This is a genomic window from Ruegeria halocynthiae, assembly GCF_900106805.1.
In the GTDB taxonomy this organism is placed as follows: domain Bacteria; phylum Pseudomonadota; class Alphaproteobacteria; order Rhodobacterales; family Rhodobacteraceae; genus Ruegeria; species Ruegeria halocynthiae.
Map to the genome: position 1 here is coordinate 42,375 of NZ_FNNP01000006.1, position 20,035 is coordinate 62,409.

At 57.1% G+C, this 20,035-nt stretch carries 22 protein-coding genes; 12 read left to right on the top strand and 10 right to left on the bottom strand.

Features of this window, described 5'->3' with window-relative positions:
- Positions 1–1,224 carry a flagellar hook-length control protein FliK gene (locus tag BLU89_RS14915; RefSeq protein ID WP_074737646.1) on the bottom strand — a complete coding sequence of 408 codons (1,224 nt, stop codon included), beginning with the start codon at positions 1,222–1,224 and terminating at the stop codon, positions 1–3.
- A 113-nt stretch (positions 1,225–1,337) separates the two neighbouring features.
- On the opposite strand from BLU89_RS14915, the gene BLU89_RS14920 reads away from it, so the two are divergent.
- From BLU89_RS14920 to BLU89_RS14945, 6 genes are all read left to right on the top strand, one after another.
- The gene (locus BLU89_RS14920) at positions 1,338–1,610 is read left to right on the top strand and encodes a rod-binding protein (protein ID WP_074737647.1); all 273 of its coding nucleotides are present in this window, start codon (positions 1,338–1,340) and stop codon (positions 1,608–1,610) included.
- Positions 1,603–1,950 (top strand): flagellar biosynthesis protein FlgN, encoded by a 348-nt coding sequence (locus tag BLU89_RS14925; protein ID WP_074737648.1) that lies wholly within the window; start codon positions 1,603–1,605, stop codon positions 1,948–1,950. The genes BLU89_RS14920 and BLU89_RS14925 overlap by 8 nt, the downstream gene beginning before the upstream one ends.
- 211 nt (positions 1,951–2,161) lie before the next feature.
- Positions 2,162–3,409 (top strand): flagellin, encoded by a 1,248-nt coding sequence (locus BLU89_RS14930; RefSeq protein ID WP_074737779.1) that lies wholly within the window; start codon positions 2,162–2,164, stop codon positions 3,407–3,409.
- Between the two features lie 75 nt (positions 3,410–3,484).
- Positions 3,485–3,859 carry a flagellar biosynthesis regulator FlaF gene (flaF, locus tag BLU89_RS14935; protein ID WP_074737649.1) on the top strand — a complete coding sequence of 125 codons (375 nt, stop codon included), beginning with the start codon at positions 3,485–3,487 and terminating at the stop codon, positions 3,857–3,859.
- Positions 3,859–4,260, top strand: coding sequence for a flagellar biosynthesis repressor FlbT (gene flbT, locus BLU89_RS14940; RefSeq protein ID WP_074737650.1), 402 nt, complete (start codon positions 3,859–3,861; stop codon positions 4,258–4,260). The genes flaF and flbT overlap by 1 nt, the downstream gene beginning before the upstream one ends.
- On the top strand, positions 4,257–5,054 hold the full coding sequence (locus BLU89_RS14945; RefSeq protein ID WP_074737651.1) for a DUF1217 domain-containing protein: 798 nt from the start codon (positions 4,257–4,259) through the stop codon (positions 5,052–5,054). Before flbT ends, BLU89_RS14945 begins: the two co-directional genes overlap by 4 nt.
- A gap of 137 nt (positions 5,055–5,191) precedes the next feature.
- Here BLU89_RS14945 and BLU89_RS14950 read toward each other — a convergent pair whose 3' ends face one another.
- From BLU89_RS14950 to BLU89_RS14960, 3 genes are all read right to left on the bottom strand, one after another.
- The gene (locus tag BLU89_RS14950) at positions 5,192–6,763 is read right to left on the bottom strand and encodes a DUF427 domain-containing protein (RefSeq protein WP_074737652.1); all 1,572 of its coding nucleotides are present in this window, start codon (positions 6,761–6,763) and stop codon (positions 5,192–5,194) included.
- A 90-nt stretch (positions 6,764–6,853) separates the two neighbouring features.
- Positions 6,854–7,555 carry a winged helix-turn-helix domain-containing protein gene (locus BLU89_RS14955; RefSeq protein WP_074737653.1) on the bottom strand — a complete coding sequence of 234 codons (702 nt, stop codon included), beginning with the start codon at positions 7,553–7,555 and terminating at the stop codon, positions 6,854–6,856.
- Entirely contained in the window at positions 7,527–7,814 is a 288-nt protein-coding gene (locus BLU89_RS14960; protein WP_074737654.1) for a hypothetical protein, read from the bottom strand. Before BLU89_RS14960 ends, BLU89_RS14955 begins: the two co-directional genes overlap by 29 nt.
- A gap of 175 nt (positions 7,815–7,989) precedes the next feature.
- On the opposite strand from BLU89_RS14960, the gene BLU89_RS14965 reads away from it, so the two are divergent.
- The 4 genes from BLU89_RS14965 to BLU89_RS14980 all read left to right on the top strand — a co-directional run bounded on the left by BLU89_RS14965 (position 7,990) and on the right by BLU89_RS14980 (position 11,929).
- Positions 7,990–8,469 carry a hypothetical protein gene (locus tag BLU89_RS14965; protein WP_074737655.1) on the top strand — a complete coding sequence of 160 codons (480 nt, stop codon included), beginning with the start codon at positions 7,990–7,992 and terminating at the stop codon, positions 8,467–8,469.
- Positions 8,470–8,579: 110 nt separating this feature from the next.
- Entirely contained in the window at positions 8,580–9,197 is a 618-nt protein-coding gene (locus BLU89_RS14970) for a ribonuclease HII (protein ID WP_074737656.1), read from the top strand.
- Between the two features lie 105 nt (positions 9,198–9,302).
- Entirely contained in the window at positions 9,303–10,406 is a 1,104-nt protein-coding gene (locus BLU89_RS14975) for a site-specific DNA-methyltransferase (RefSeq protein WP_074737657.1), read from the top strand.
- A 140-nt stretch (positions 10,407–10,546) separates the two neighbouring features.
- Entirely contained in the window at positions 10,547–11,929 is a 1,383-nt protein-coding gene (locus tag BLU89_RS14980) for an adenylate/guanylate cyclase domain-containing protein (protein ID WP_074737658.1), read from the top strand.
- Positions 11,930–12,013: 84 nt separating this feature from the next.
- On the opposite strand, the gene BLU89_RS14985 is transcribed toward BLU89_RS14980, so the two are convergent.
- Together BLU89_RS14985 and mutY are read right to left on the bottom strand one after the other, a co-directional pair.
- Positions 12,014–13,150, bottom strand: coding sequence for an alkane 1-monooxygenase (locus BLU89_RS14985; RefSeq protein ID WP_074737659.1), 1,137 nt, complete (start codon positions 13,148–13,150; stop codon positions 12,014–12,016).
- Positions 13,151–13,209: 59 nt separating this feature from the next.
- A complete protein-coding gene (mutY, locus tag BLU89_RS14990) occupies positions 13,210–14,265 on the bottom strand; it encodes an A/G-specific adenine glycosylase (protein ID WP_074737660.1) in 1,056 nt (351 codons plus the stop codon).
- Between the two features lie 81 nt (positions 14,266–14,346).
- Between mutY and BLU89_RS14995 the strand changes: the two genes are divergently transcribed.
- Together BLU89_RS14995 and BLU89_RS15000 are read left to right on the top strand one after the other, a co-directional pair.
- Positions 14,347–14,853, top strand: a complete 507-nt coding sequence (locus BLU89_RS14995; protein WP_074737661.1) for a DUF721 domain-containing protein — start codon at positions 14,347–14,349, stop codon at positions 14,851–14,853.
- Positions 14,854–14,867: 14 nt separating this feature from the next.
- Complete coding sequence (locus BLU89_RS15000; protein WP_074737662.1) at positions 14,868–15,533, top strand: DsbA family protein; 666 nt, start codon at positions 14,868–14,870, stop codon at positions 15,531–15,533.
- A gap of 38 nt (positions 15,534–15,571) precedes the next feature.
- On the opposite strand, the gene lpxK is transcribed toward BLU89_RS15000, so the two are convergent.
- From lpxK to BLU89_RS15020, 4 genes are read right to left on the bottom strand one after another with little or no spacing between them, the layout of a single operon-like run.
- The gene (gene lpxK, locus BLU89_RS15005; protein ID WP_074737663.1) at positions 15,572–16,570 is read right to left on the bottom strand and encodes a tetraacyldisaccharide 4'-kinase; all 999 of its coding nucleotides are present in this window, start codon (positions 16,568–16,570) and stop codon (positions 15,572–15,574) included.
- Positions 16,557–17,792 (bottom strand): 3-deoxy-D-manno-octulosonic acid transferase, encoded by a 1,236-nt coding sequence (locus BLU89_RS15010; RefSeq protein WP_074737664.1) that lies wholly within the window; start codon positions 17,790–17,792, stop codon positions 16,557–16,559. The genes lpxK and BLU89_RS15010 overlap by 14 nt, the downstream gene beginning before the upstream one ends.
- Complete coding sequence (locus BLU89_RS15015; protein ID WP_074737665.1) at positions 17,789–18,589, bottom strand: 3'(2'),5'-bisphosphate nucleotidase CysQ; 801 nt, start codon at positions 18,587–18,589, stop codon at positions 17,789–17,791. The genes BLU89_RS15010 and BLU89_RS15015 overlap by 4 nt, the downstream gene beginning before the upstream one ends.
- On the bottom strand, positions 18,576–19,922 hold the full coding sequence (locus BLU89_RS15020; protein ID WP_074737666.1) for a TldD/PmbA family protein: 1,347 nt from the start codon (positions 19,920–19,922) through the stop codon (positions 18,576–18,578). The genes BLU89_RS15015 and BLU89_RS15020 overlap by 14 nt, the downstream gene beginning before the upstream one ends.
- Positions 19,923–20,035: the final 113 nt, after the last annotated feature.

Sequence of the window (20,035 nt, forward strand, 5' to 3'; positions counted from 1 at the left end):
TTAAAGCCTCATATCAAGGCCCCGATCAGGACCGATTGTGATCGTTGGCGCCGCTTGATCAGCAGCACTGGTCATTTCGACCGGATCCGGGGTTGGGTCAGGCTCTGGTGTCTCGTCGCGCTGTCCTGTGCCTCCGGACATGCCAAGATCGAGTGACAATTCTCCGTATCCAAGCTTCTCAAACTCGGCAGACAGGATCGCGATGTGGCGTCGCATAAGGTCAAGCGTCTCGGGCCGTTCGGCTGCGATTGTCAGATGCAACCCGTCTTCTCGACCGTTGAGCGTGATGGATATGCGGCCAAGCTCTTCGGGGTTTAGGGCGATTTCCACGCCACCAGTGCCAGGTCGGGCTGAAATCACGGCGGCCAACTGCCCTGCGATCGCGCGAGCTGGTTCCGCGCGAGCGGTGGTGATGGGCGCCATTGTCGACGTGTCACGTAAGGTTTGGCCCGCTATAGCATCCTTGATCGTGAACATATCCTCGGGTTCCGAAGTAGACGCGATATCAGCCATGCCCTCGTCCGTTGTCAGGCCAGTTGTCTGAACGGGTGATGGGGCCTTTGCGGTTGCAAGAATATGAGTTGGTTGAGTTGTTCGCTCTCCCGCAGGCGCTGCCGGGCGGGCACTGAAATGTGCCTCTGGATCGGATTTGAGATGCATTTGTCTGGGCGCTGCATCACCGGTCATGTTCGGTAAAGCAGGGGCGAGGGGCTGAGCCGCGGCTTTGTTGTGGCTATCGTCAGGTTTTTGAACCGGGTCAGGGACTTGGTGTATATTTTCAACCGGTGCGAACGCAGCAGGGCCCAGGGCGGTCGCGTGGTGAACCTGTGCCGCATTGCCCGCAACCAAAGGCAGCACCTGAGCCTTTGGTTCAGGGGGAATGGCGGTCGCATTTGTCTCGCGCTCCGTTAAATTCACCGGAGTGTCACGCGCAGTCGGTGGCTGTTGCAATGCTGCCGGAGCATGGACCGCCCCCTGTCCATCAGGAAATTCCTCCTCGGATGTCTCGGCTGAGGTGAAAACCTCGGCCTCTGATGGCTCAGGCGACGCTGCGGGGTCAGCCGTGGGCACAAGCAGATCTTCCACTTCTGGCTGTTCGGCGTTTTCGTTCAGCACGTCCTCAAAGGCAGACCCGCCCCTGATCTCTCGCTCTTTCCCTTGGGGCGAGTCAATCTTGGCGCCGGTGGAATATGAGGCCGTGATAAGGGGCAGCGGGTTGGGCATTTCTTGCTCTGGCTCCGTTTGTCTGGCCCGCACTGTGCCCACAGGAAGTTACATTTATTTTAACTGCTTTCCTCTTTGATCCAGAAAGTTCGAAGCAATTTTCGGAGAAACCGATGATGATTACAGCGACCGGGCCAGCCGTACCTGCCGCAGGAATTCCAAAAAAACTAAAAGCCGCATCTGTTGAACTCGAAGCCGCTTTTATGGCCGAGATGCTCAAGTCTGCGGGCCTCGGGCAGGCGCGCAGTTCTTTTGGGGGCGGCGCGGGTGAGGATCAGTTCGCCTCATTCCTCGTTCAGCAGCAAGCACAGCAGATGGCCCGGGCCGGGGGGATCGGTCTGTCCGAGATTTTGTTCAATGCAATGATGGAGAGTTCCGATGGATAACGATCCGATTCGGGCATTGGAAAACCTTCTGGATCTCGAACGTTCTGCTCTGGTTCAGGGGGAATTGAGCGATCTGGGCCGACTTGCACCGGAAAAGGAAAATCTGATTGGAGTCATAAACGACCTGCATGTGCTGGAAAGCGATGACCTGATCCGGGTTCAGAAAAAGGTCATGCGTAACCAAGCCCTGCTGAACAGCGCGGCCGAGGGGATTCGTGCGGTGGCGGACCGAATGTCCGAGCTGCGCCGGGTTCGGCAGGAATTCAGCACCTATGATGCCTCGGGTCAGCGAAGCGGGTTTGCTTTGCGCCGTCAGGCAAAACTGGAAAAACGGGCATAGAACCCGGTTTGATTCAAATCCGAGATTTTGGATTTTCCTGTCTTAGCACTCCGTTAGGGGATGGCGGTCAAATGTAGCTCTGCACCTGAAACAGCAGGTGGCGCGAAGGCCGCAGGGTACGACGCACAGGTCAGAAAGACAGAATGCCTGCCGGCTCGGTGGGTCCAACATGGGCGTCAAATGCGCCCTAACGCAAACAAGGATGACAAAGATGTCCAGCATTCTGACAAACAATGGCGCAATGGTAGCGCTGCAAACTCTCAAATCGGTCAACAAGAACCTGGCGGCGACGCAAAATGCGATTTCGACCGGTAAGGATGTAGCGACTGCCAAGGATAACTCTGCCGTTTGGGCCATCTCCAAGGTGATGGAATCGGACGTAAAGGGCTTCAATGCCATCAAAGACAGCTTGGCATTGGGTGAATCCACTGTAGCGGTTGCGCGGAACGCTTCGGAAACGGTGACTGATCTTCTGAACCAAATGAAGGGTAAGATCGTTGCAGCACAGGAAGACAACGTTGATCGTGCCAAGATCAATGATGATGTGACAGCACTGCGAGACCAGATTGCCTCGGTTGTCGGCGCAGCGCAGTTCAATGGCCTGAACCTTGTCGATGGATCGGCAGGCACCGCATCCATTCTCGCCTCGCTGGATCGCGATAGCTCTGGAAGTGTCACGGCTTCTTCTATCTCGGTTGCAAGTCAGGATCTGTCGACTGGTGGTTATACCTCTAAGGGGGTTCTGGCGGGGTCAGATAACGTGACCACCGACAATGATGCTGCAGGCTTTACGATGGACAAGTCCGGGGGTTCGGGCGATATCGTAATTGATAGTTCGACCGACAACTTTGCCGCGGGTGACAAGGTATCGATCACCATCGGCGACAAAGTTGCGTCGTACACGGTTCAGGCTGGTGATTTGGATCCATCGGGTACTTACGACTCGGCTTACACCGATGCGATTGTTGCCGTCGGGTTGAAGAACCAGATTGACGCCTTGGGCATCACCGGTGTGGCGATCGACTATGACTCCGGCTCGGCTGGCACGCTATCATTTGTTACCGGAACGGCCACTGCAGGTGCTGACGCAGATCGCGACGTGACTGTATCGGCGCAGTTCACCAACGCCGGGGCGGGTGGTTTAGGCGCCCTGTCTTCGATTGATGTGTCGACCGATGCAGGAGCCGCCGCGGCACTTGGAACAATCGAAACATTGATTGATTCCGCGATTGATGCGTCAGCCGCCTTTGGTTCGGCGCAGGGCCGGATTGAGACCCAGAAGGAATTCATCTCGAACCTGTCTGACTCATTCAAATCCGGAATCGGCTCGCTGGTTGATGCCGATATGGAAGAAACTTCGGCCCGTTTACAGGCCCTGCAGGTGCAACAACAGCTGGCGACGCAATCGCTGTCGATCGCAAACCAGGCACCACAATCCATCCTGTCGCTGTTCCGCTAACTCAGGAACTGAACCGGGGCGTGTGTTGCGCCCCGGTCATAGTCGCCCGTTGATGGACAATTGGAAGGATTTCAAGTGACACCGCAAACGATCGCACAACGCGCATACGCGCAACCTGCCGCACCAACGCGAACACCACGGGACACGGAATATGAGGCGATATCCAGAATCACGCACCGGCTGAAGGCCGCCGCAGCGCGTAAGGCGACCGATTTCGGAGAGTTTGTACAAGCCTTGCACGAGAACCGTCGCCTGTGGAGTGTACTGGCGACAGATGTTGCCGACGCTGACAATGCGCTGCCGAACAATCTGCGTGCCCGGATATTCTATCTCGCCGAATTCACCGAACAACATAGCAGCCAGGTATTGGGGAACAAGGCGACGATAGAGCCGCTGCTTGAGATCAATATGGCCGTCTTGCGCGGGCTGCGCCAAATGAGGGGCAACTGATGGGAGGTCTGGTTCTAAAGCTCGCCCCGAAGGAGCGGGTTCTGATCAACGGAGTTGTCATAGAAAACGGCGATCGCCGAAGTCGGTTTTCGATCATGACGCCCCAGGCCAATGTCCTGCGCTTGCGCGATGCGATACACCCCGAAGAGGTCAATACGCCTGTGCGCCGTGTCTGCTATGCCGCTCAATTGGTTCTGTCGGGTGATACCGAACCTGATCAGGCGCGTCAGCAATTGTTGCGACGTGTCGAAGAATTGAGCCAGGTTTTTACTGATGCCGACAGTCGCCAGGTCTTGGCCGATGCAACCGAAGCACTGGTGGCTGAACAATACTATAAGTGCCTGAAGGCGCTGCGCTCGCTTTTGCCGCGTGAAGAACGTCTAATGGCGTATCAGGTGTGACCTTCCAACCGGTCATACCATCAGGGGGGCTGGTTGGCTGGCGCTTTCTGCAGCGCACATATGATGCACAACTTCAAAGCTATTCTGCGTCGGGGATCAACGAAAGAGAATCCAGATACTTTCTAGAAAACATCGGAAAAGTCCGGTCAGCAGAAGACCTGGTTTCGGACCGGCGGTTGTTGCAGGTGGCATTGGGCGCCTTTGGTCTGGAAGGGGATCTCGACAATCGGTTCTTCATCCAGAAGATTTTGTCTGATGGTACGCAGGCACGAGATGCATTAGCGAACAGGCTGGCAGATGGCAGGTATCGTGAGTTTGCCAATGCATTTGGATTGGGGCCGGGTGATGTTCCCAGGACTGGTTCCGCCCAAGCCATGGAAGAGGTTGTTTCCGACAATTTAGTCGCCCGCTTCGAAATCTCGGTTGGCGACGCGGATGAAACGATGCGTATCGCCTTGTACGCGCAGCACGCTCTGCGTGACATAGCGACACAGGATGGCACCGAGGATAGGAAATGGTTCGATCTGATGGGATTGCCACCCCTGCGCAGCATGATGGAGACGGCGTTGGGTCTGCCAAACTCATTCGCGCAGTTGGATATCGACAAACAGCTTGAGGTGTTCAAAGACCGGCTGAATCGTGCAACTGGTTCGTCTGATTTAGCCCAGTTTACTGAAAGTGAGACCTTAGAAAAACTGACGGATACTTATCTGGCACGCAACCAGATCAAGCAAATCCAGCAGGTAACGTCGCCAGCACAGACGGCGTTGATCCTGCTTGGTGGTGGATTTTGAGCCGGATTTCTCAATACCGTTCTAAGAATGCGTGGCTGGTCATGAATTTGAGAGCTCCAAGCCTATTTACCCCGATGGTCCTGTGCAGATGAAAGGTGGGCAGGTCATGCGACGACGCCCATCGATCTGCCTGCCCCTTACGCATCAAGCAGGGCATCTGCAGCGGTCTTCAGCGCAAAGGACCTAACGGGCTGCGAGACATTGTGCAGCTTGATTTCACCCAGTGGGATGGCGTGGTTGCAGGCTGGCTCAATATCCTGCGAGACAACGATTCTATGACCGACGGTCTTGCCGTATTCACCCAATCTGGCAGCGATATTGGCCGCTTGTCCGATCACGGTAAAATCCAACCTCTCACGAGAGCCCACATTGCCATAGGTCACGCGACCATAGGCGACACCGATTGAGCAATCGCAATGGTGTTCATTTTCGTCGCTGCGTAATTCAGCCAGCTTTTCCACTATCTCAATCGCCGAGCGTTGCGCGTTGGATCGGGCCTTGGCTGCGTCGTCGCCTGCCGGGAAAACGGCCAACACCGCGTCGCCAATGAATTTCAGTACCTCGCCGTCGTGATCATGTATGATCCCCGAGACAGTTTCAAAAAACGCGTTCAAAACGGTGATGTAATCATCACGGCCCAATTGTTCTTCCAGCGCGGTCGAATTGCGCAGATCGCAGAACATGATCGCTGCATCGATGTCATCGCCATCGCCCCGGCGGATTTCACCCCCAAGCACACGCGCGCCCGAGCGTTTGCCGACATAGGTTTCCAGCAAAACCTGCGCGTTCTCACGCTGCATGAATACCTCGTAGAAGCGCGCGATAACGGACGAGCATTCGAAGACCAGACCAAGGTTTTCAGTCGTGAAACCGTCCGGGTGATCGCAGGTCAGGGTCAGGACATTTGTCCGGCCGTCCGAAAAAGGCAACGGCATTGCAACGTAATCGGTAGCTCCTTTTGCGCGCAGGTCCTCGATGATCGGAAAACTGTTGTGTGGATTGTCGTCGGTCAGACGTTGGCGCACGCCCCCCAGCCCGTTCGAGACGTGGCGCAATGGGCTATTAGTAAAAGCCGGGTGATCGTGGATTTCATAGGACGGGGTATGGGTCGAAATCTCGGACGCGCCCTTTTCCCAGATGTAATGCTTGCCAGCGATCAGGGGATGCAGTGACCAAACCAGAATGCTGAGGCGTTGAATGGCAATGCCGTGTTCCAGCATTTTCCCAGCCAGCGCTTCGGTAAAGACATCGGGTGAGTCTATTTCTGAGGCACCGCGCATCAGCCAGTCGATCAGCGGTCCGCTGATATTGCCGTCATCAGGTTGGCGCAGTTGGTTATCGCCAAGATCGATCCGCGTTGCAGTATTCGGCATGAAACCGATATGGCCTTGAATGGCCGCGCTTTCAGGAATGGCGTCCTCATAGGCCCAGATTGAGTTTGTCAGGCGCTCTTCCGGCAGGCTTATGTCGTGATAAGTCGCAGTGCCTTTGAAGGGGCAAAAGGTCTGCAGCTCAGTCTCGGGGCTGAGGTCTACGCACAGGTCTTCGCGCGGCACATAGATCGCGGGCGGCAGCCGTGTTTCGTACATAACCTTTGCGTTATGGCTTTCGGCCAACAGGATATCACCACGATAGATCGCGATCCGTCCCAGCAACGGTTCAACGGAAATCCCATAGCCTTTGATATTCGGTGTGGCATGGACGTTCATTTGCAAACTCCCTTGGCCAAGCCCTTATATGATGGGCCTTGAGAGCGACAATTCCAAGGTGTGCACACAGATTTTACCGTAGAAGCAGCTTTAGACCATTTGAATAACGTCTTTTTCGATCGACAGCATATAACCCTTTTTGGTTATATTTTTCACCAGCAGTTCACTGACCATTTGATTGCCAAGTGCGTCGCGTAAGCGCTTGATTCGGGTGGCACCAGCCGCTTCTTCGCAATCGACCACGTTCCTGCCCGAGATCATCGATTCGATCTGCGCTCCCGACAGAACTTCGTCATCCAGACGGGACTCGGCCAGAATCGACAGAGTTTCCATTGCTGCGGGTGTGAGCTTGAAATCCATGTTGTTGAGGTAAACCGTGTTTTCTTCGCGGCTGATAAGCAGCGAGGTCACCTGAATCCCCGTCCGCTCGATCTGTGCCATGCGGCGGTTTAGCAGCACAAGCATGACCAAAAACACCAGCGCGGTGATCAGCATGGCGCTGGCAAACACCAACAGCACAAAGATAACCATGCGGTAGCTGGACAGGGTGTCGGCAAACGCAGTGCCGGATTGGGCGAGAATTTCCAGCAGGCGGATTTCAGACTGCGAAGTCAGATCAGCCTCGACAAACAATCGTTCGACACGGGCGTTGAACGCGTTTGCATCGGGCAGGGTCCAGAACAGGAAAACTGCCGCGGTTACCAGGATCGCAACAATTGCTGCGATTCCCAGGCCAACCAATCTAACCCCCGAACGGCGGGCCTCAGTAACGGAGATAGAAATTTCCGGCATTGGCCTTCCTTTGATCCAATCCTTCTGGCCCAAATACGGACATGATGTTCAGCAAGGTCCATCCGTTTGACTTCAGTCGCGTTGTGACCTCTTTCCGTGCTGCACCAGCATCGCAGTCCGATACCTGCATCACGCCGTAATGCAACCGCAAAGGATCGTCCTGTTTGGCCTTGTAGTCGGCATAACACTCTGCGGTCGAAGCGGTCGCGTTCAGCGATATCAGGGCTGCCACGGCCAGAGAAGAGAAGATCTGTTTCATGGGCTGTATCCTGCGCATGGGTTCGCAGGATATTCAATAACCTAAGGGGGTTCGAGGGCCTGATATCGAATAACATGCCGCCGTTATTGCTTGTCTGATTGGGGCTGACCCAGTGTTTGATTATCGAATTCGCGGTTCCTGACGGGATCGCCAAATATCCGAAAGGACAGGTATCATGCATCAAAAATTTATTGCCCTGATCATCGCTACGGCTGTTTTTATCACCGGGCTTTCTGCGTCGCAGGCGCGTGCCGCCGACACCAGAGACATCCTTGGCGGGCTCGCTGCAATTGCGATCATCGGTGCCGCTGTCAATCACTATCATCAGGAGAAAAAGCGCGACGAAGAAGCAGAGCGCCGCAAGAGGCACAAACGGGCGGAAGCCAAGGCCAAGAAGGCCAAAAAAAAGCACAAGGTGCGCCCGTTGCCCAACCGCGTCGCGCGCTATGATCTGCCCTATCGTTGCTTGCGCACGTTTAACACCTATTCGCCCGATCGGCAGTTGTTGGGGCCGAAATGCCTGAAAAAGCATTATAAATACGCAGATAGCCTGCCACACCAATGCAAGGTTGGTTTTTGGAACGGTAAAAAGGTAAAACGGGCATACGAACCCGCCTGCCTGCGCCAGAATGGATACCGTGTCGTTTATCAGTAATCGGTTTCGAGCAGGAGTGGCGCCAAAGAAGCGCCGCGCGGGAGAGGGTGGCGCAAGCTGCCCTCTTCTTTTTTCTTGCGTAGAACGCTGAAACGCGGTTTGCAAATTATATGTCGATACCAGATTTTGAACTCGAACGAGCTTTGCTGGCGCGCGGATATCTCCGAATTGCCGGAGTAGATGAGGTCGGGCGCGGCCCATTGGCGGGGCCGGTGGTTGCCGCAGCCGTCGTGCTGAACCCAGATGACATTCCCGATGGGTTGAACGATTCCAAAAAACTGACTGCCAAACGCCGTGTTGGTTTGGATACTGAGTTGCGGGATCGGGCGCAGGTGGCCATTGCCGAAGCCTCGGTTGCTGAGATTGACGAGCACAACATCTTGCGCGCCTCGCATTTGGCGATGGTGCGCGCGGTTTCTGTATTGGATCCGGCACCGGATTTTCTTCTGATTGATGGCAACCTGCTTCCGCGCGGGATGAAACTGCCCTCTGAGGCGGTGGTGAAAGGCGACGCGCGGTCGGTGTCGATTGCAGCAGCGTCGATCATCGCAAAAAACTGGCGCGATCAGCTGATGGTGGATTTGGCGCAACAGCATCCCGGCTATGGGTGGGAGGCGAATGCGGGTTATCCCACCAAACAGCACCGCGACGCGCTGCAAAATCTTGGCGTGACCCCACACCATAGACGTTCGTTCAAACCGGTCCACAATATCTTGTATCAAGAGTAAATCGTAAGCTGCTGATTCAAAAAAGAAATTGACGGCGAATCATCTTTGACTCATCCTTGTCTCAACCAAATGAGCGCAAATGCGCCGTGGAACTGAGGCAGTGATATGACCACAATCAAGACAAAGGGCGCAAACGCGCTCCCTTTAAACACGATTCTATCAGGTGATTGCATCGAGGCGATGAACAGTCTGCCCGAGGCGTCGGTTGATCTGATTTTTGCGGATCCGCCGTATAATCTGCAATTGAAAGGTCAGTTGCACCGGCCTGATAACTCGCAGGTCGATGCGGTGGATGATCACTGGGATCAGTTTTCCAGCTTTGCGGTCTATGACAAGTTCACGCGCGAATGGCTGAAGGCGGCGCATCGGCTGCTGAAACCCAATGGCGCGATCTGGGTGATCGGGTCGTACCACAACATCTTCCGTGTCGGTTCGGCGTTGCAAGATGCAGGTTATTGGATTTTGAATGACGTGGTTTGGCGCAAGTCGAACCCGATGCCGAATTTCCGGGGCAAACGCCTTACCAATGCACACGAGACAATGATCTGGGCTTCAAAACGTGAGGGCGCCAAATACACATTTAACTATGAAGCTCTGAAGGCACTGAACGAAGGCGTGCAGATGCGCAGCGACTGGGTGCTTCCGATTTGCACCGGGCATGAGCGTCTGAAGGATGAAAACGGCGACAAGGCACATCCGACACAAAAACCGGAATCTCTGCTACACCGTGTTCTGATTGGCTCGACCAATCCGGGCGATGTCGTACTTGACCCTTTCTTCGGCACCGGCACGACGGGTGCTGTTGCCAAGATGCTAGGTCGTGAGTTCATCGGGATCGAGCGCGAGGAAAGTTATCGCAAGGTGGCCGAGAAGCGCATCGCCAAGGTTCGCAAATTTGATCGCGAAGCTCTGGAGGTCAGCGCCAGCAAACGGGCCGAACCGCGTGTCCCCTTTGGACAACTTGTCGAACGCGGGATGCTGCGCCCGGGTGAGGAACTCTATTCCATGAACCAGCGCCACAAAGCCAAGGTGCGGGCCGATGGCACGCTTGTGGGCGATAACGTCAAGGGTTCGATCCATCAAGTTGGTGCGCATCTGGAAAACGCTCCGTCCTGCAACGGTTGGACCTACTGGTGTTTCAAGCGCGATGGTAAAACGGTGCCGATCGACGTGTTGCGCCAGCAGATCAGGGCCGAGATGCACAGCTGAATTCATCAATACCGCCGGTGCCTGTGGCCTGACACAAGGCACTACGCCTTGCCCCGCCGTGTTCGGCGGGGTCTTTTGTTTTTACCTCAGAGGTGATTGCATGGGGCAGCCCCTGACAGCCCTTTTGGGAGAAAAAGGCAATGACCGAGATTACCGTCAGCCAACCCCGCCCGAGCAGATTTTTCGTTACACAGCCAGACAATTTCGATCTCGATAACAAGTACACCGAGGCGGCGTTGGAGCGAAATAAGCGTGAAGGGCTTGAGCTGGCCGTTCGGGCGCGTTGGATCGCGATGGCGTTGACGGCGATGTTGCTGATCTACCTGAATCCTCAATGGGAGGTTCTGTGGTATCATTTCATCCTACTGCTGATCTGCGCCAATGGCTGGCTGATCCGCCGGGCGGGACGCGTAGGCCAATCCCGGATTGAGCTTCTTCTGATTTTCTTTGATCTGCTGATCATGACATTGGGAATGATCGTTCCAAACCCGTTCAGCGACGACGTGCGGCCGCTGGCAATGCAGTACCGGTTCGACAACTTCCAGTATTTCTTCATTATTCTAGCGGCGGGAACTCTGGCCTATTCCTGGCGCACCGTCATCGCGATTGGAACATGGACCGCTGGGATGTGGACGGCAGGCTGGATCATTGCTTGGTGGGTCGCGACCCCAATACCGGGGATCAGTGAGGAGATCGCTGAGGCATTGAAAGAGTATCCGGCGGTGGTTGAGATGCTTGATCCTAACAGTTTCATGCCGACCTTGCGTATCCAGCAGGTTATCGTCTTTGTCATGGTCGCGGTGACGCTAGGGGTTTCGATGCGCCGCCTCAATCGCCTGTTGATGTCAAATGCCGGGCTTGAGCGCGAGCGGGCGAATCTATCACGTTATTTTTCACCGAATGTGGTTGATGAACTGAGCCAGAATGACGAGCCGCTGAAACAGGTTCGCAAAGAAGACATTGCGGTTCTTTTCATTGACATCGTTGGGTTCACCAAATTTTCTGCCGGGCGCGATCCGTATGAGGTCATTGAGGTGCTGCGCGGATTTCATGCCCGGATGGAGACTGAGGTGTTTCGCCATCATGGAACGCTCGACAAGTATCTAGGAGACGGGCTGATGGCTACGTTCGGCACTCCGATGCCGAGTGAATTGGATGCGAGCAATGCACTGGCTTGTGCCCGGTCTATGGTTGAGATGATCGAACGCTGGAACCTAGATCGCAAACGCACGGGAGAGCCAGAGATACAAATCGGTGTTGGGGTCCACTATGGCTCAGTCGTCTTGGGTGACATAGGCGCCAATCGACTGGAGTTTGCCGTAATCGGCGATGCGGTGAATGTCGCTGCAAAACTAGAGGCCATGACGCGTGATCATGCTGTGCACATTATTGTCAGCGATGCATTGCGCGCTCAGGCTATAAAAGAAACGCCAAACGCAGAAGATTCGATGGCAGGATTTGAGCTGCGATCGGATCAGACAGTGCGGGGTGTCGCCACTCTGATGGATGTCTGGGTGCTCTGACAACCGAGGCTCCCGCCTGTCAGAACCGCATCAAAGATGCGATCCTTCCCGTTGGGCCGGGCAGCGCGCTGATGCGCGCTGCGGTCAGGTGCGGGGGCCTGGATTCTGTGCTTTGTTATAGGGATGCCAGTTGGTGATCTCGGGGTAGTATTGGCGTCGCCACGCCCGGACCTTGGGGTTCATGATACGCCGCCACAAGGGCGGAATCATCGCGGCAACGGTCATGACCGGATACCCATGTGGCAACTGTGGGGCAGCGTCCTGCGAATGGTGTTGAAGCAACGGAAACCTACGGCTTGGTTTGTAGTGGTGATCCGAGTGCCGCTGCAGGTTGATCAGCAGCCAGTTCGACGCCTTTTGTGATGCATTCCACGAGTGGCGCGGGCGGACGTGTTCGTATTTGCCATCGCCCAGATATTTGCGCGTCAGGCCGTAATGTTCAACATAGTTGACCAATTCCAGCTGCCAGATGGCGGTGCCCGCCTGTACGGCAAACAGGCCCAACCCGGCCCACCCTCCGATCAGAAATGCAAGTAGCAGCATTGCCCCTTGTAAGGCCCAATAGCGCCAGAACGGGTTTGCCGGATCGGTCCAGGGGCGGTCTTTGCGGGCTAGTTTGTCCTTTTCTGCGTGAAATGCCGATTTCAGGCTTTGGCGCAGGACGCGCGGATAGAATCGGTGGAAGCCCTCGTTGTAGCGTGCGGTCACCGGGTCGCGCGGGGTGCCAACATAGCGGTGGTGAACCAGCAGATGCTCGGACCGGAAATGGGAATACAGTACCATCGACAACAGGACATCGCCCAACCAGCGTTCCAGTTTACCTTTCTGGTGCATCAATTCGTGGCTGTAATTAATCCCGATCGTGCCTGAAATAACGCCCATGCCGAAGAACACGCCGATCTTCTCGAACAAAGTCAGACCAGTGGCGCGGGTCGTGTACCAGATCAGCCCATAGAGCGTGAGGAATTGTACTGGCGCCCAGGCTTTGGTCAGCCAGATGTACCAGTCCAGCACTTCATCTGGCGTATCCGGGTTGGCGTTTTCCAGATTGAGGCCCGTCAGCCGGTCAAGCACAGCAAAGGCCCACCAGGTTGAGAGCGGCACAAGCAAGACCCACCAGCCACCAGCGGCAGAGGTCGCCCAGATCAACGGAATCAGCAGATATGAAATCCAGAAAGGAAAGGCGGATTGCCAGCGGGACAGGGTGTCAGATGCAATCATCTTGAGGCTCCGAAACGTTGGCCGCACCGTAGACTGTGCACCAGGCTTTGCACAGCGGTCTAATGGCCGCGCCAGAGGTCAAAAGCCTTGCGCATAACCGTAGGGAGGTCGCTGGGCTTAAACTGATGTTTGTCCATGACTATCAGATCATTGGGAGCAGACCCGCTGGGTAGTTCTGTCGCCCAGATTCGCAGGATCAAGTGAAAATGGGTGAAGGTGTGCCGCACTTCGCCCGGTATCTCCTGCCATTGGGCTGGAAATGGAGGGCATTCTGGCGGTGTGTCAGACCAGTCCGAACCCGGCCAGCCCAGCATTCCACCCAGCAGACCCTTGTCGGGGCGGCGTTCCAGCAGCATCGCACCATCATTTCGTTGTGCGATGTAGACATGGCCTAACCGAGTGGGTTTGGGCTTTTTGGTTACCTTTCTGGGCAATTCCGCCTGTGTGTCTGCCGCCCGTGCCGAACAGGAAGAGCAGAGAGGGCAAATACCGCAGGCCGGTGACTTTGGTGTGCAGATCGTTGCGCCCAGATCCATAACTGCCTGAGCATAATCTCCGGGTCGGCGCGCTGGGGTCAGTGCGGCCGCCTTCACCTTCAGAGTGGGTTTTGACCCCGGCAATGGCGCGTGAATGTCATAGAACCGGGCCATGACGCGTTCGACATTGCCATCCAACACGGTTTCTGGACGATCAAATGCAATGGCAGCGATGGCTGCGGCAGTGTAGGGGCCGATGCCCGGTAATTTCAGTAGCGCATCGTAATTGTCGGGGAACCGCCCGTCATGTTCGAATGCCACAACGCGCGCGCATTTCAGAAGGTTGCGGGCGCGGGCGTAATAGCCCAGGCCAGCCCATTCGCCCATGACCTGACCGTCTTCTGCGGCTGCTAGTGAATTGACGGTCGGCCACCGAGAGGTAAATCGCACGAAGTAATCGTGGACCGCGGCAACTGTGGTTTGTTGCAACATCACTTCGGACAGCCAGACGCGATAGGGGTCGGGCATCACGCCGGCCAAACGATCCACAGGGCCGATCCGCCATGGCATCTCGCGCGCGTGGCGGTCATACCACCCCAACAGCGTATCGCTTACGTCAAATTCAGTACTGTCACGCAAGTTTTATCTATCTCCCTGTCGGGTTTCACTGGCGCCCGGGTTTCAGCCTATTACAATAGCGCCGCAGGAGTTGGAAACCAGATGCAACGCAGACGTTCCTCGACCCGCGGGTTCAAACGCACCGCTACTTTGCTGAACGACCGCATCAGGCAGGCCGGGGAAAGCCGTGGCTTTGCCGTTTCGCGCCTGTTGACCCATTGGGCTGAGATCGTAGGCCAGGACATCGCGTCGATCGCTCGGCCGGTTAATGTTGGATACGCCAAGGGTGGGTTCGGGGCGACGCTGACGGTGCTGACCACTGGACCACAGGCGCCGATGCTGGAGATGCAGAAAGAGCAACTTCGCGACAAGGTGAACGCGGTCTATGGCTACAACGCGATCAATCGGGTTCGCATCACCCAGACCGCGCCGACCGGATTTGCTGAGGGGCAGGCCAGTTTCGATCACAAGCCGAAGCGGGCGAAACCGCCGATTGCACCCGAAGTCGCCGCCGAGGCCGACAAAGTGTCGCGTGCAGTTCATGATGAAGATTTGCGTTCAGCCCTTGAACGTTTGGGCCGTAACGTTTTATCCAGACAGAAACGCTAAGAAAGGGCTGAGGAATGAGCCGGATTGCAACCGTAATATGTGCGGCTGTCGCCGTAGCCGCTGGCGGCTATTGGTTAACACAGTCGAGCAATACCACCCCCGCCAACCCGCTGATCGGTACCGCCGAGGCACAGGAGGCTGATCTGGACACGTCGACCATCGTCGAGATGGTGCAAGGCGCCGAAGACGCGCCGGTCGAGATCATCGAATATGCCTCGTACACCTGTCCGCATTGTGCAAATTTCCATCAGGGCGCGTACAAGCAGCTCAAGAAGGACTTCATCGATACGGGCAAGGTCAAATTTACATACCGTGAAGTATACTTTGACCGCTACGGCCTGTGGGCCTCAATGGTGGCGCGCTGTGCGGGCCCCGAGAAGTTCTTTGGTATCACCGATCTGATCTATGAAGGTCAGTCTGAATGGACTCGCGCCGGAGGCCCCGCTGAAATCGTTGACGAGTTGCGCAAGATCGGTCGTCTTGCGGGTCTCGACAATGATCAGCTTGACGCCTGTTTGCAGGACGGAACCAGTGCGCAGACTCTGGTGGCCTGGTATCAGGAAAATGCCGAGCGTGACGGGATCCAGGCAACACCGTCGTTCATTGTGAACGGCAAACAGATTGAAAACCAGTCTTACGAAGACTTCAAGAAGCTGATCGAAGACGAATTGGGCAGCTAATCCCCGTGTGGCCAGCCTGTTCCGGGCTGGCCATCCGCTTAAGGTGAGGGTGCCACGCGGGTCAGCATTTCCCTGAGCTTTTCATCCTGATCGATCTGTAGCCGGACCGGCAGGGTCAGGACTTTGCTGCGGAAGGTGGCGGGCAGTCGAACCGCGTCTTTCTCGGTTGTAACCAGCTGCGCACGCAGCGCTTTGGCTTCGTTTTCCAATCGGCTCATCAGGGCAGAGGTCAACGGTTGATGGTCATCCAGCGCCTCAGCTCGCAGCAGTCTTGCGCCTTGTTGGCGCAGTGTTTCAAAAAACTTTTCCGGATAGCCGATCCCGGCAAAGGCCAGAACAGGCGTGTCGCTCCAGTCCATGCCGGTTTGAAGGGCGCGCACCGCACCCATGGCATGGGGCAGTGTCAGGGCGTGACCCCATCGTTTTGCAAACAGGGATTGCGCTTCGGCGTTCCCGAGCGATAGCACAAGATCCGCCCGTTTCAATCCGATAGCCACAGGTTCTCGAAGTGACCCGGCAGGCAGGCAGAGGCCATTCCCAAACCCCCGGGCTGCGTCCACGACGATGATCGAGAAATCCTTGGCGACCGCGGGGTTCTGGTAACCGTCATCCAAGACAATCGCAGTCGCCCCCGCTGCCACGGCTGCCTGCACACCTGCGGCGCGATCCTTGGCAACCCAGACATCGGCGAACGCGGCAAGCAACAGGGGTTCATCACCCACCTGAGCCGCGGTGTGCTTGCGGGGGTCAACCTGCACCGGGCCTTCCACCGAGCCGCCATGACCACGTGTGACGACATGCGGCCGGTGCCAGATGCCTCTCAGATAGTCCAGTACCCAGATTACAGTGGGTGTCTTGCCGGTACCGCCTGCGTTCAGGTTTCCGACACAAATTACGGGAACGCCGGGTGAAACCCCTTGCCCCTTTGCCATTCGACGGGCCGTAGCCAAGGCATAGAGACGGCCCAGCGGGGCCAGCAGCCGGGCTCGCAGGTCCAGCTGGTCAGGGTCCGAATTCCAGAAGTCAGGTGCGCGCATCTTGGGCTCTCCGCTGGTCCAGTGTGTCCTGCACCATTTCGATCAACTGGTCCGCCTGAGGTGCGCCTTCGGTGACAATCTGCCATCCGGCCAGCGCCATGTCGGCAGTGCGGTCAGGAGCCAGCAACTCGACAACACCATCGCCCAGCTCGGTTGCAGACTTTATTGTCAGCGCGGCTTTGGCCTGATCCAGCCGGTCATAAAGGCTGCGGTACTTGCTGACATGGGGGCCATGGATCACCGCTGATCCCAGAGCGACCGCAGTCAGTGGATCATGCCCCCCCGCGTCGCGTTCCAGTGAGCTGCCCATGAAGGTGACCGCTGACACCCGATGCCACAGGCCCAGATCCTCGGCCCCGGCTGACAGGATCACCTGCGTGGTGTCCTCGATCGGGTGGCCGTCATCCCAGTTGGCGCATCTCAGGTCCATTGCCTCGAGGCGTTTGTATAGTGGCGCTGCCTCGGACATATCCGCAACATGCAAGATCAGGGCGAGACGTGGCAGCATCCGCAACGCTTGCCGATGCGCGCTGAGGACCGAAATGAACTCTTTATCCTGCACCCATGCCGCTAGCCAAACCGGGCGCCCGGCCAGCGTATGGTTGGTCTCGATCAACTCATCCTCGGGCCAGGGGCTAGGATTGGGGCTGATGTGCAGCGGAGGCGTGACCGAAATTTTTGCCGAGTTGACCCCCAATCGCCGAATCTGGCGAGCGGTCTCGTTGTCGGGGGCAATAATCGCCTTAAAGCAATCCAGAGTATATCGGGTGATATCCGGTAGCCAGCGCCCACCCCGTGCGGTGTTCACATCAACCGCAGCTTCCAGCAAGATCAGCAGAATATCTCGTTCCTGTGCGCGGGTGATGATGTTCGGCATCAGCCCGCCGCCAAACCAAAGCCCCATATCGGGGCGCCAGTGGTCCAGAAAAGCGCGCGCCGATCCGGTGTGTTCGGCCGGCAACTTCAGGATTGGTGTGCCGCAGTCTCCCCATTCTGACAGATCTGCCTCGGGTGGAGCGGTCAGCAGCAGTGACAGGCCGGGACGAACGGACAGCAGGCGGTGGCAGCAATCATCGACCGCGCGCAGCCGGTCCGGAGCACTGACATGCACCCAAAGTACTTCGCCTTCGGGGCGTGCTGTGTCCGAATGGCCCGAGCTTTGCGGTACACCCCAGGACAAAACCCGGTAGGCCGCGAGGCTGAGAGATCGCGGTTTGCTCATGCCAAAATTCCGGCTCCGTTCGGGTCAAGCCGGGCGTGAAGGCCTGCGTGCACCTCAACGCCCGCCGCTACGACGCCATTCAGACGCGGATGGGGGTTATTGAACCGCAGAGGCTGCCCCAGACGATCTGTGCATATCCCGCCCGCCTCGCGCAGGATCAGATCACCGGCGGCGATATCCCACTCCCAACTCGGTCGTAGCGTCAGCATCCCGTCAAACCGCCCTTGGGCGACCAGCGCCATCCGATAGGCCAGCGACGGGCGATAGACACGGCGAAAGTCCGGAGCGACCCCGGACAGCCAGTGGCGCGGATCAAGATTGGGTTTTGCGGCCAGAATCTCGGCCTCAGACAAGTGCACCTGCCCCGAAACATGAATATCTGCGCCGTTCAGCGTTGCACCATGCCCCTTTGCGGCGGCGTACAGCAGATCGCGCTGGGGCAGGTAGATGGCGGCCGCGGTAACCTCACCGTGTTCGGCCACGGCCAGCGAATGAGCCCAGGTACGAGATCCTTCGGCGAAGCTGCGTGTACCATCGATCGGGTCGATAACGAACACCCGTTCGCGGCTCAGGCGGTCGGGGGAATCTTCGGTCTCTTCACTCAGCCAGCCATAGTTCGGGCGGGCGGCCTGCAGATCGCGTTCAAGCATCGCGTTGACGGCCAGATCGGCCTCGGTCACCGGGCCTGCGCCTTCGGGCTTTTCCCAGCGCTGGGCTTGGGGTCCCGAATATCGCGTGGCGATCTTTCCGGCCTCGCGCGCAGCGTCGATCAGCAGAGACAGGTCAGTTGCCGGCAAGTGTCATCCCTTCGATCAACAGCGACGGCACAACGCGCGAAAGGTAAGGCCGCGCATCGTTTGCTGGAATGACCCGCATCAGCATGTCGCGTAGATTACCCGCAATGGTGCATTCGTTGACAGGATGCGTGATCTCACCGTTTTCCACCCAAAAGCCCGAGGCACCACGGGAATAATCACCGGTGTTCGGATTGATGGTCGACCCGATCATCGAGGTGATCAAAAGCCCGGTTCCCATGTCGCGCATTAAATCAGTGCGGGTTTTATCGCCCTGAGTCAGGCTGAGATTCCAGTTGCTGGGCGATGGTGGTCCTGAAACACCGCGTGCGGCATTCCCAGTGGAACTCATCCCCAATTTGCGGGCGCTGGACAGATCCAGTGTCCACCCGGTGAGCACGCCATCTTCAATGATTGCCCTGCGCCGGGTTGCTAATCCTTCGGCATCAAATGGGCGAGAGCCGGAAATGCGCGGGCGAGCTGGGTCTTCGATCAGCGACAGATGCGACGGTAAAACCTGTTGTCCGAGGCTTTCCTTCAGCCACGACGCTCCGCGCGCAATCGCAGCGCCGTTGCTGGCCGCCAGAAGATGGCCAATCAGAGATGAGGAGATGCGTTCGTCGAACACGACCGGGAAACTGCCGGTCTGCGGCTTGCGGGCGCCGACGATCTGGATCGCGCGCTCGCCAGCTGTGCGGCCAATTTCGGTGGGGTTGCGCAGGTCGGACTGAAAGGTGCGGCTGTCACCATCATAGTCACGCTCCATTCCGGTGCCTTCGCCCGAAATAGCAACGCATGAGGTTGACCGGCTGCTGCGTAAATAGCCACCGGAAAAGCCATTTGTGGCTGCAAGATGGACCCGGTGGGTGCCATAAGCGGCCGCCGCATCGGAAACCTGGGATACTCCGGAGACGTCCAATGCTGCTGCTTCGGCGGCCAGCGCATCCTGCATCAAAGCTTCGGCACTAGGCTCAGGCGTCGGGTCAAACAGCTCAAGCGCGTCTACGTCCCAGTCAGAGATCAACTGGTCAGGAGCCGCCAAACCGGTAAACGGGTCTTCGGGGGCTTCACGCGCCATGGCAACCGCCCGTTCTGCCATCGCCATGAGGGTCTCGGCGCGGCTGTCAGAACTGGAAACGATCGCCTGCTGTTTGCCAAGAAACACCCGCAGTCCCAGATCCGTTGCTTCCGAGCGCTCGGCATGTTCCAACGCACCACCGCGTACCTCGACAGACACGGATGAGCCATCAATAACAATGGCATCGGCTGCTTCGGCGCCGGCCACGCGGGCGGCATCCAAAAGTTCTTCGCTGATGTTTTGAGGTGTTCGGGTCATGAGGCCTCCGGTCTGGTTGTACTGGACCTAGCCTCGGACTGTCCGTCCCGCAAGGCCTGCAGCCCAATAGCGATATGTGCCTCAGGCAGGAAGGGCCGCAGATGCGGCCTTTC